Consider the following 10138-nt stretch of genomic DNA (forward strand, 5'->3'; position numbering starts at 1 on the left):
CGGCGGGGGAGGCGGCGGGCTCAGTCGATGCCGGAGCGTTCGACGCCCTGGACGAGGTAGCGCTGCAGGAACAGGAACACTCCCAGCACCGGCAGGATGGCCACGGCGGCTCCCACGAACAGCTGGGGCAGGTCGATCCGTTGGCTGGACATGAACTGGCTGAGCGCGACCTGGACGGTCCGGAAGTCGCGGTCTTGGCCGATCAGCAGCGGCCACAGGAACGAGTTCCAGGAGCCGATGAAGGTGATCGTGCCGACGGCGGCGCAGATCCCGTAGCTGTTGGGCAGCACCACCCGCCAGAAGGTCCGCCAGTAGCCGGCGCCGTCGATGTACGCGGCTTCCTCCAGATCACGGGGAAAGCCGAGGAAGTACTGCCGGAACAAGAAGGTGGCAAAGGCCGAGAACAGCACCGGGATGATGAGCCCGCGCAGCGTCGAGATCCAGCCGAGCGTCGAGACCATCACGAAGCTGGGGATGAAGGTCACCGCGGCGGGCACCATCAGTGTCAGCACGGTCGCCCCGAGGATGAGTCGGCTGAGCCGGTGGTCGATCCGGGCCAGGCCGTAGCCGGCGAGCGCGGAGACGAGGAGCGTGGCCAGGGTCTGCACCACCGACACCACGGCGGAGTTGAGCAGGCTGCGGGCCATCCGGACCGAGTCGTTGGCGAAGAGCTCGTGCAGGTTGTCCGCGTTCACCCGGTCGGGCAGCCAGCGCCAGCGCGCCGCCGCGAGCAGCCGTTCGCTGGAGAATCCGTTGCGCAGCAGCACGTAGAACGGCAGCAGGAAGAGCAGCGCGAGGACGCTGAGCACGGCGTAGCGCAGCGCCGCGACCGCCCGGGAGCCCCTCACGCGCGTTCCTCCGCCCCGCCGACGGCGAAGATCTTCAGCTGGACCACCCCGATCACCACCACGACGAGGGTCAGGATGATCGTCCCGGCGCTGCCCAGGCCCAGGTCCTGGCTGCCGCCACCCAGGGCGATCAGGTAGAGGTAGACCAGCGGTGGCCGGGCGAACGGGGGATAGCCGCCGACCGAGATCAAGGTGTTGTAGAACTCGTCGAACGCCTGGAAGGCCGAGATCAGCAGCAGCAGGACCACCGCAACCGAGGTGGACCGCAGCTGCGGCAGGGTGATCCAGCGCAGCACCCGCCAGCCGGTGGCGCCGTCGATCGCCGCGGCTTCGTACGTGTCAGCCGGGATCCGTTGCAGGCCGGCGAGGAACAAGATCATGTAGAAACCGACCTGCAGCCACAGCCGCAGCGTCACCAGCACGAACCAGTACCAGTAGTTGCTGCCGCCCAGCCAGTTGACGTTCTCCAAGCCGAGGGACCGCAGCAACGAGTTGGCCAAGCCGAACCGGGCGCCGTTGAAGAACGACAGCCGCCAGATCATGGCCGCGATCACGTACGAGCAGGCGGTGGGCAGGAAGAAGGCCGAGCGGAAGAACGCCTGGGCCACTCGAGCCCGGTTGACCAGCAGGGCCAGCGCCAACGAGCAGGCGAAGGTGACCGGCACGATGAACGCGGCGAACACGACGAACGTCCCCATGCTGGAGACGAAGGCCGGGTCGCGCAACAGGTAGGTGTAGTTGCCCAAGCCGACGAACGTCGTCGGGGTGACGGTGTTACGGGCGTCGAAGAAGGAGAGGTAGACGCTCCACAGGATCGGCACGTAGACGAAGACCAGCAGCCCAGCCGCGAAGGGTCCGACGAAGACCCAGAACCACCGGTCGCGCGTCCGCTGGATCGTGGACGTCGGGCGTCGGACCGGACCGGCCCGGACGGCCGCGCTGGTGGCCACGCCTCAGCCGTTGACGCGCGTGATCTCGGACTGGCCCTTCTTGGCCACCGTCGCGATCTCCGCCGACGGGTCGGCGTCCTTGCGCACGACGTTGCTGAGCGCCGCGGTGTAGGCCTGGGTGAGAGCAGGCGTCCAGAGCAGGCTCGGGGCGTGGCCGAAGTCGGTGACGAGCTTCGCCGCTTCGGCTCCAGCCCCGGTGGCGAGCTTGGTCGCCTGCGGCGCGAGCGACGGCTTGGCTGGGATGTGGGTGCCGTAGGAGTTGGAGAAGTCGACCTGGTCGGACTCCTGGTCGACCCACAGCCACTTGACGAAGGCTTTCGCCGCATCGGGGTCGACGCCCTTCGCGCTGACGCAGGAGCTGAAGGCGCCGAACGGTACGGCCTGGCGGCCCTTCGTGCCCATCGCCGGGAACGGCAGCACGCCGAAGTCGTCGCCGAACGCCTTCTGCACGTCGGGCAGGACCCAGAGACCCGTCCACTGCATCGCGGTCTCCTCGTTGATGAACGGTGCGCCGTCGAACCAGTCGGCGGAGGCGCTCTGCAGGACGCCGTCCTTGCTGAAGTCGCGCCACTGCGACAGGGCGTCGTACATCGCCGGGTCGGCAAAGCCGATGCCGGACCTGTCCTCGCTGATCTGCTCGAAGCCCGCAGCCCACACGAACATGTTCCCCAACACGCCGATGCCGCCGTCGTTGCCGGCGAAGAAGCCGCCGATGTCCTTGGTCTGCACGGCCCGGGCTGCGCTCACCAGGTCGGCGAAGGTCTGCGGCGGCTGCACGCCCGCCTTCTCCAGCAGGGACTTGCGGTAGTAGAGCATCTGCATGTCGACGGTCTGCGGGATGGCCCAGATCTTGTCGTCGTAGGTCATCGCCGCGAGTACCGACGGGGCGAACTGGCTCTTCGCGTCGCCGAGGGTGTCGGTGAGGTCGAGGACCTGACCGGCCTTGATCATGTCCAGCGTCGGCCCGTTGCCGTACTCGAAGACGTCCGGCACCTTCGCGGTCAGCAGCGCGGCGCCGACCAGCTTTTCGTACTCACCCGGGTTCCACTTGACCGTGACCTTCGCCTGGCCGTACGCGGCGGCGTAACGCTTCACCGCTTCTTCGACCCCGTCTTCCCCGTACTGGTGGTACCACTGGCTGAGGGCCACCGACGAGGTCTCGCCGCTGGTCGACGCGCTGGGGCTGCTGTCGGTCGAGGGGCGTCCGGTGTTGCTGCCGCAGGCCGACAGCCCGGCGGCTGCGGCGGCGATCCCGCCGGTCAGGGAGAGAAAGCGGCGACGAGGAATAGCCATGCCTCGAACCCTAGTTCACCCCACTGACGCTGCCCCGGGCCCGCCGGGGACGATACGGCGAGAGGGACGGCCCATGGACGAGCCGTCCAGAGGAGATGCGATGCGCGCGTTGCAGTTCAGCGAGTACGGCGGTCCCGAGGTGCTCTCGGTGGGGGAGGCTCCCGACCCCAGCCCCGGACCCGGACAGGTGCGGATCCGGGTCCGCGCCGCGAGCGTGAACCCGGTCGACTGGAAGATCCGCGGCGGGTTCATGGCCCAGGGCGAGCCCCTCGAGGGCCTCGGCACGATCGGGTGGGACGCGGCGGGCGTGGTGGACGAGCTGGGCGAGGGGGTCACCGACGTCGCGGTCGGGGACGACGTCTTCGGTCTCGGCTCTGCCACGGCGGCCGAGCTGGCCGTGCTGAACGCGTACGCGCGCAAGCCCGCCTCGATCGACTGGGCGGTCGCCGCCGCCGCGGGCGTGGCCGCCGAGACCTCGATCCGCGCCCTCGACCTGGTGGGGGTCGGCGCCGGGTCGACCGTGCTGGTCGACGGCGGCGCCGGCGGCGTCGGGGCGGTCGCCGTCCAGATCGCGGTCGCCCGGGGCGCCACCGTGGTGGCGACCGCCAGCGAACCCAACCTGGGCTACCTCCGCGAGATCGGGGCGACCGCCATCCACTACGGCGACGGCTTGGCCGATCGGGCGCGCGCGGCCGCTCCGGGTGGGTTCGACGCGGTCTTCGACGTGGCCGGCAAGACGGACGCGGCCGTGCTCACCGGTCTGGTCTCCGCTCCGTCCCAGGTCGTCAGCATCGCCAACTTCGCCGCCACGGCCGCTGGCGCCCAGGTGACCTCCGGTGGCGAGGGTGACCCAAGGGCGGCGATGGCCGAGACCGCGCGGCTGCTGGAGCAGAACCAGCTGGTGATCAAGGTCCAGACCTTCCCGATCGACCGTGCCGTCGAGGCGTTCGGCATCAGCGAGTCCGGCCACGTGCGGGGCAAGCTGGTGCTCCTGCCCTGACGGGAGACCCGGGGGACTGCCAGCACCTTTAACCTGACGGACACCCGGCGGGTGTGGCTGATGTGATCAACTCGGGTCGAGGGTCGTGGGGTTGCTGCTGGGTCGGGAGGCACGCGTGTCGTTGGTCGTCGCCGGTCTGCAGCATCCGGGTCGGTCCGGCGACGTCGAGGCCAACCTCGCCGTCCTCGACGGCGCGGCCAGGGACGCGCGGGCCCGCGGGGCCGACCTGCTGATCACCCCGGAGATGTTCGTGACGGGCTACAACATCGGTGACCGGGTGGCGGCGCTGGCCGACCCGGGCCTGGTCGAGCGGGTGAGCCGGATCGCGGCCGGCGCGGGCATTGCGATCGTCGCCGGTCTGCCCGAGCCGCTGGCTACCGGCGGCGTGGCCAACACCGCCGTCTTCGTCGACGAGCACGGTCTCGAGGTCACGCGCTACCGCAAGACCCACCTCTTCGCCGACCTGGACCGCGCCCTCTTCGTGGCCGGCGACGTGCTGCCGAAGCCGGTGGAGCACCACGGCGTCCGGATCAGCCTGCTGATCTGCTACGACGTCGAGTTCCCCGAGACCGTCCGAGCCGCGGCGCGGGCTGGTGCCGACCTGGTGATCGTGCCCACCGCCCAGATGGAGCCGTTCGCGTTCATCGCCGAGACGCTGATCCCGGTCCGTGCCTGGGAGAACCAGGTGTACCTCGCCTACGTCAACCGCAGCGGCGAGGAGGGTGACCTCCGCTACGTCGGCCGCAGCTCGATCGCCGGACCGTCGGGCCGGGTGCTCGACGCCGTGCCGGCCGACCAGCCCGAAGGCCTGGTGCTGGCCACGGTCGACCCCGCTGTGGTCGCGCAGGCGCGGCAGCAGAACCCTTACCTCGACGACCTGCGTCCCGACCTCTACTGAGCTGACCCGAAGGACGATCATGACCGATACCGCCCGCCCCGCCGAGCACGACCGTCGGCTCACCGGTCGCCTCGGCACCGGCGCCATCGTCTTCATGGTCATCGCTGCCGCGGCCCCGCTGACCGTGATCGGCGGCAACGTGCCGCTGGCCGTGGCGGGCGGCAACGGGATCGGCGCACCGGTGGGCTTCCTGCTGGCGGCCCTGGTGCTGCTGGTCTTCTCGGTCGGCTTCGTGACCATGACCCCGCACGTGAGCGAGGCCGGCGCCTTCTTCTCCTACATCACGACGGGTCTCGGTTCGCGGGCTGGGCTGGGTGCCGCGTTCGTCGCGCTGGTGGCGTACACGGCCATCCAGGTCGGGGTGTACGGCTACATGGGCTGGGCGGCCAACGACCTGGTCACCTACTTCGGCGGCCCGGACATCGCGTGGTGGGTCTACTCCTTCGTCACGATGGCCGTGGTGGCGGTCCTCGGCTACCGGCACATCGACCTGAGCTCGAAGGTGCTCGGCGTCGCCCTCGTGCTCGAGATCTCGATCATGCTGGCCCTCGACGTGGCCGTCTTCGCCCGCGGCGGTGCCAACGGTCCGGTGCTGGCGTCCTTCGCCCCCAGCCACGCCTTCAGCGACGGCCTGGGCGTCGCGGTCCTGTTCGCGCTCACCGGCTTCATCGGCTTCGAGGCGACGGCGGTGTTCCGGGACGAGGCGCGGGACCCGGAACGGACCATCCCGCGCGCGACCTACCTCGCCGTCATCATCATCGGCGTCTTCTACGCCGCCTCCTGCTGGGCGCTGATCTGGGCGGCCGGCGCCCAGGATGCGACCGCCGTGGCTCAGCGGACGCTCGACGGCGACGGCAACATGATGCTGGACACGGCGAAGCAGTACCTGGGTTCTGGCCTGCGTGACGTGATGAACGCGCTGCTGATCTCGAGCCTGTTCGCCTGCGTCCTGTCCTTCCACAACGTCTTGGCCCGCTACCTGTTCACCCTCGGCAACAAGGGGGTGCTGCCCTCCCGCCTCGGCGACACCAGTCCCAAGCACCACGCGCCCTCCTTCGCCTCGGTCGTCCAGACCGTCACCGCCGCGGTCCTGCTGGCCGTCTTCGCGGTGGTCGGACTGGACCCGCTGGTCGGGGTCTTCGGTTCGATGGCCGGCGTGGCCACGGTCGGGATGGTGCTGCTGATGACGCTGACCTCGGTGGCGGTGCTGGTGTTCTTCGCCCGGCACCCGGACCGGGCCGCAGGCCGTCCGCTCAAGACCCGGGTGGCGCCCGTCCTGGCCATCGTCGGACTGCTGGTCAGCCTCTGGCTGGTGCTGTCCAACTTCACCCTCGTGACCGGGGGGAGCACCGGGGTCAGCATCGTGCTCGCGCTGGTCCCGGCGGCCGCCCTGGCGGTCGGGTTCGCGTTCGGCGGCCGCTACTCCCTGCACGCCGACACCGAAGCCGACACCGACGCCGACGAGCGGTCGCCCGTCCCCGCCCGCGCCACCGAGCACTGAGGCATCCTGCCGGCGCCGTCGAGCACTGAGGCATCCCGCCGGCGCCGTCGAGCACGGAGGCATTCCGCCGGCGACCCGGAGCGGTCAGCCGGGGCCGGCCGGCAGGGTTAGCCGTACTCGCGCGCCCGGCCCGTCGGGAGCCACCAGCTCCAGCCGGCCACCGTGAGCTTCGGCGATGCCACGGGCGATCGGAAGTCCCAGGCCGGACCCACCCGCGCCGCTGCGGGCCGGGTCGAGCCTGACCAGCCGCTGGAAGACCCGCTCCCGCTCGGCCTCGGGCACCCCGGGTCCGTCGTCGACGATGTCGACGCTCGCCTCGACGCTCGACCGGTCCGCCGTCCTCGCGACGTCGATCCGCACCGTCCGCGCCCCGGCGTTCACCGCGTTGTCACAGAGGTTGCTGAGCACCTGCACGATCCGGTCGGCGTCGACCGCTGCCGTGACGGGCTCTGGGCTCTGCACCACCACGGTGGCGCCGGGGTGGCGCAGCTGCGCCGTCGCCGCGGCCCGGGCGGCGAGCGCGCCCAGGTCCTGCGGGGTCCGGTCGAGCTCCAGACCCGCATCGATCCGCGCCATCGTGAGCATGTCGTCGACGAGCCGGCCGGCACGCCGCGCCTCCCGGATCACCGTCACGCTCAGCTCCTCGGTCCGGGCCCGGTCCCCGTCCCCCCGCAGCAGCCGCTCCGCCGCGGCCTGGACGCCGGTCAACGGCGTCCGCAGCTCGTGGGCGGCGTCGGAGAGGAACGTCCGCAGCCGTCGCTCCGCGGCCAGCGCGGTCGTCTCGGCGCCCTCCACCTCGTCCAGCATCGCGTCGAACGCCGTCGCGGTACGGCCCAGCTCGGTCCCGGGCCGGTCGGGCCGCAGTCGCCGGCCGCGGTCGCCGGCGGTGATCGAGCGGGCGGTCGCCGTCATCTGGTCCAGCGGTCGCAGCGCCCGGCCGATCACCGGTCCCAAGGTGACGGCGGCCAGAGCCAGCAGACCGATCCCGGCTACGAGCAGCGTGGTCCGCACCTGGTCGAGGGTGCGGCGGACGTCGCCGGCGTCGGCCAGCAGGGTGATGGTGCTGCCGTCGGCGAGAGTCTCGGAGACCTGCAGCATCTCTCCGGTCTTGGTCACCGGCGCGGCGGGTCCGCCCGCCGGTCCCTTCTGGCCGGCGGGGCCGGGACGGGCGGGTGCCGAGGCCGTTCCGTCGGGACGCAGCGGTCCCTTCGCGACCACCTCGCCGCTCGCGGTCGTCAGGGAGACCGAGATGCCGTCGCCCTCCAGCTGGTTGACCAGGTCGGCGTCGTCGGCCACCCGGCCGACCAGGAAGGTGGCGTAGGAGGCCCGGTCGGTGAGCCGGGCACGCAGCTCCCCCTCCAGCCGGGCGCGCAGGGCCACGTCGGTCGCCACGCCGAGCACGAGCAGCATCGCGGCGACGAAGACGAGGACGACGACGGTGACCCGGGTACGCAGGGACCGGGTCCGCAGCCCGGTCGTCGGCCCGGTCGTGGACACGGTCACCGCGGAGCCCGCAACACGTAGCCCAGCCCTCGGACGGTGTGCAGCAGCCGCGGCCCGTGGGCCTCGATCTTGCGGCGCAAGGCACTCACGTGGACCTGCACCAGGTTGTCGGCGTAGTCGTCGTAGCCCCACACCTGGGTGAGGATCTGCACCGTCGACATCACCCGGTCCCGGTTCTCGGCGAGGAAGAGCAGCAGCCGCAGCTCGGTCGCCGTCAGCTCCAGCGGGACTCCGCCGCGGGTCACCACGGCCGCGTCCGGGTCGAGGAGGAGGTCGTCGACCTGCACGGTATCCGGCGCCGCACCCGAGCGGCGCAAGACGGCGCGCATCCGGGCCAGCACCTCGGCCACCGCGAACGGCTTGACCACGTAGTCGTCGGCACCCGCGTCGAAGCCGGCGAGCCGGTCCCGCATCTCGTCGCGGGCGGTCAGCAGGATGACCGAGGCGTCGCTCCGGGAACGCACCAGCCGGGCCAGCGTCGGGCCGTCGCGTCCGGGCAGCATCCAGTCGAGGATGACGAGGTCGGGCCGGAAGGTGACCAGCTCGGTCTCGAGCTCGCGGCCATCGGCCAGGCCACGGGTGACGTAGCCGGCGTCGGCCAGCGAGCCGACCAGGGCCGAGTTGATGGACGGGTCGTCCTCGACGACCAGCACCCGTGCCGCCGTCATGTCCGCTCTCCGCTCATGCCGTTCAGTGTGTCCTCGCCGACCTGAAGAACCCCTCAAGAAACCGCTCGCGCCCCGCTTCCTTGAGGTGGCCTTCAGGCTCGCCGCCCAATCTCGGACTCACGACCAGCCCACCCCACGACGACAGGAATGACGATGACCACTCCCCACAACCCGAACCCGAGCGGCCGTCCCGACGGCGAGCCGAGCGACCAGCTGCGGGCCGCCGCCGAGCGCCGCGCCGCTGAGCAGCGGGACGCCGAGCGCTACGAGCTGTTCGACAACGAGACGACGCAGGAGATCCCGGCCGTGCGCCGCCCGCAGCGGCGGCGCCGGATCGGGATCGCGATCGCCGCGGCCGCCGTCTTGGCCACCGGGATCGCCGTCCCGGCCCTGGCTGCGGGCGGGGGCGGTACCTCACCGTCGGCCGTCGCCCCCGCGCTGACCGGCGGCGCCCAGCCCGCCGACGCTCCTGGAGCGCCCGACTCGGCAACGCCGAGTGCCGCCGAGACCCCTGCGGAGGCGGCGACGCCGTCGGAGGCCGCCCCCTCCACCGAGGCGGGCCCCACCGCCGGACCGGACGGCCAAGGGCCCGCAGCCGCGCCCGGCGTCTGCGCGCCGCCCGCCGGACCTGCCGGTCCTCGCCCGGCTCCGCCCGCACCGCCCGCGGGCAACGAGGCGCCGAAGTCCGGCGACGCTCCGACCCCGCCGAAGCCGCCGAAGGCCGGTAAGGCGGCGCCCAAGGCTGGCGATGCTCCGACCCCACCGAAGCCCCCGAAGGCCGGGGCGGCCACGCCGGACACCTCCGGTGACGCGAGCCAGGCGCCCACGCCCCCCGCACCGCCGACCCCGCCGAGCGGTGCCCCCACCGGCGCTCCGTCCGACGGGCCGAGCAGCACCCCGTCGGAGGGTAGCGGCGGCAGCTGAGCCGCCGGTTAGGCTCGAAGGATGCCGTCAGCCCTGCCCGAAGGTGCCCCCGCACCGGCTGACGGCGTCCTGCCGGACTTGGCGCTGGCCGAGGTCGGACGGCGGCCGCTGAGCGTCTACCTGCACGTGCCCTTCTGCCGGACCCGGTGTGGGTACTGCGACTTCAACACCTACACGGCCAGCGAGCTGGGCACCGACCCCGGGGCCAGCCAGGCGGGCTACGCCACCACCGCCGTCACCGAGCTCGCCCTCGCGGCCCGGGTACTCGGGGACAAGGCCCCGGCGGTGAGCACGGTGTTCGTGGGTGGAGGTACGCCCACGCTGCTTCCCCCGGACGACCTGGGCGCGATGCTGGCGGGGGTCCGGGACCAGTTCGGGCTCACTGCGGACGCGGAGGTCACGACCGAGTCCAACCCGGAGTCGGTCGACGCCGCCGACTTGGCCCGGCTGCGCGCGCTCGGCTTCACCCGGGTCTCCTTCGGCATGCAGTCGGCCGTGCCGCACGTGCTGGCCACGCTGGACCGGGTGCACTCACCGGGCCGGCCTCAGCAGG

At 71.9% G+C, this 10138-nt stretch carries 10 protein-coding genes; 5 read left to right on the forward strand and 5 right to left on the reverse strand.

Features of this window, described 5'->3' with window-relative positions:
- Positions 1-20: 20 nt before the first annotated feature.
- Genes ACFE76_RS17075 through ACFE76_RS17085 form a run of 3 tightly spaced genes read right to left on the reverse strand, consistent with a single transcriptional unit; the run spans position 21 to position 3091 of the window.
- Positions 21-848 (reverse strand): carbohydrate ABC transporter permease, encoded by an 828-nt coding sequence (locus ACFE76_RS17075; protein ID WP_375432974.1) that lies wholly within the window; start codon positions 846-848, stop codon positions 21-23.
- Entirely contained in the window at positions 845-1798 is a 954-nt protein-coding gene (locus ACFE76_RS17080; RefSeq protein WP_375432975.1) for a carbohydrate ABC transporter permease, read from the reverse strand. The genes ACFE76_RS17075 and ACFE76_RS17080 overlap by 4 nt, the downstream gene beginning before the upstream one ends.
- A gap of 3 nt (positions 1799-1801) precedes the next feature.
- Positions 1802-3091, reverse strand: coding sequence for an ABC transporter substrate-binding protein (locus ACFE76_RS17085; RefSeq protein WP_375432976.1), 1290 nt, complete (start codon positions 3089-3091; stop codon positions 1802-1804).
- Between the two features lie 100 nt (positions 3092-3191).
- Between ACFE76_RS17085 and ACFE76_RS17090 the strand changes: the two genes are divergently transcribed.
- From ACFE76_RS17090 to ACFE76_RS17100, 3 genes are all read left to right on the forward strand, one after another.
- Entirely contained in the window at positions 3192-4091 is a 900-nt protein-coding gene (locus ACFE76_RS17090) for an NADP-dependent oxidoreductase (protein ID WP_375432977.1), read from the forward strand.
- Positions 4092-4206: 115 nt separating this feature from the next.
- Positions 4207-4989, forward strand: a complete 783-nt coding sequence (locus tag ACFE76_RS17095) for a carbon-nitrogen hydrolase family protein (protein ID WP_375432978.1) — start codon at positions 4207-4209, stop codon at positions 4987-4989.
- A 19-nt stretch (positions 4990-5008) separates the two neighbouring features.
- Positions 5009-6490 (forward strand): APC family permease, encoded by a 1482-nt coding sequence (locus ACFE76_RS17100; RefSeq protein ID WP_375432979.1) that lies wholly within the window; start codon positions 5009-5011, stop codon positions 6488-6490.
- An 84-nt stretch (positions 6491-6574) separates the two neighbouring features.
- Here the strand turns inward: ACFE76_RS17100 and ACFE76_RS17105 are convergent, their stop codons facing one another.
- Together ACFE76_RS17105 and ACFE76_RS17110 are read right to left on the reverse strand one after the other, a co-directional pair.
- The gene (locus ACFE76_RS17105) at positions 6575-7993 is read right to left on the reverse strand and encodes an ATP-binding protein (protein ID WP_375432980.1); all 1419 of its coding nucleotides are present in this window, start codon (positions 7991-7993) and stop codon (positions 6575-6577) included.
- Entirely contained in the window at positions 7990-8661 is a 672-nt protein-coding gene (locus ACFE76_RS17110; protein ID WP_375432981.1) for a response regulator transcription factor, read from the reverse strand. The genes ACFE76_RS17105 and ACFE76_RS17110 overlap by 4 nt, the downstream gene beginning before the upstream one ends.
- A gap of 153 nt (positions 8662-8814) precedes the next feature.
- On the opposite strand from ACFE76_RS17110, the gene ACFE76_RS17115 reads away from it, so the two are divergent.
- Together ACFE76_RS17115 and ACFE76_RS17120 are read left to right on the forward strand one after the other, a co-directional pair.
- Positions 8815-9585, forward strand: a complete 771-nt coding sequence (locus ACFE76_RS17115) for a hypothetical protein (protein WP_375432982.1) — start codon at positions 8815-8817, stop codon at positions 9583-9585.
- A gap of 21 nt (positions 9586-9606) precedes the next feature.
- The coding region (locus ACFE76_RS17120) for a radical SAM protein (protein WP_375432983.1) at positions 9607-10138 on the forward strand (532 nt) is incomplete at its 3' end.

The sequence above is a fragment of the uncultured Friedmanniella sp. genome, assembly GCF_964244005.1.
GTDB lineage: Bacteria > Actinomycetota > Actinomycetes > Propionibacteriales > Propionibacteriaceae > Microlunatus.

Excerpts from the sequence above, each read along its gene's own strand:
- ACFE76_RS17100 (WP_375432979.1), top strand. The coding sequence starts at position 5,009 with ATGACCGATACCGCCCGCCCCGCCGAGCACGACCGTCGGCTCACCGGT.
- ACFE76_RS17110 (WP_375432981.1), bottom strand. The coding sequence starts at position 8,661 with ATGACGGCGGCACGGGTGCTGGTCGTCGAGGACGACCCGTCCATCAAC.
- ACFE76_RS17085 (WP_375432976.1), bottom strand. The coding sequence starts at position 3,091 with ATGGCTATTCCTCGTCGCCGCTTTCTCTCCCTGACCGGCGGGATCGCC.
- ACFE76_RS17090 (WP_375432977.1), top strand. The coding sequence starts at position 3,192 with ATGCGCGCGTTGCAGTTCAGCGAGTACGGCGGTCCCGAGGTGCTCTCG.
- ACFE76_RS17115 (WP_375432982.1), top strand. The coding sequence starts at position 8,815 with ATGACCACTCCCCACAACCCGAACCCGAGCGGCCGTCCCGACGGCGAG.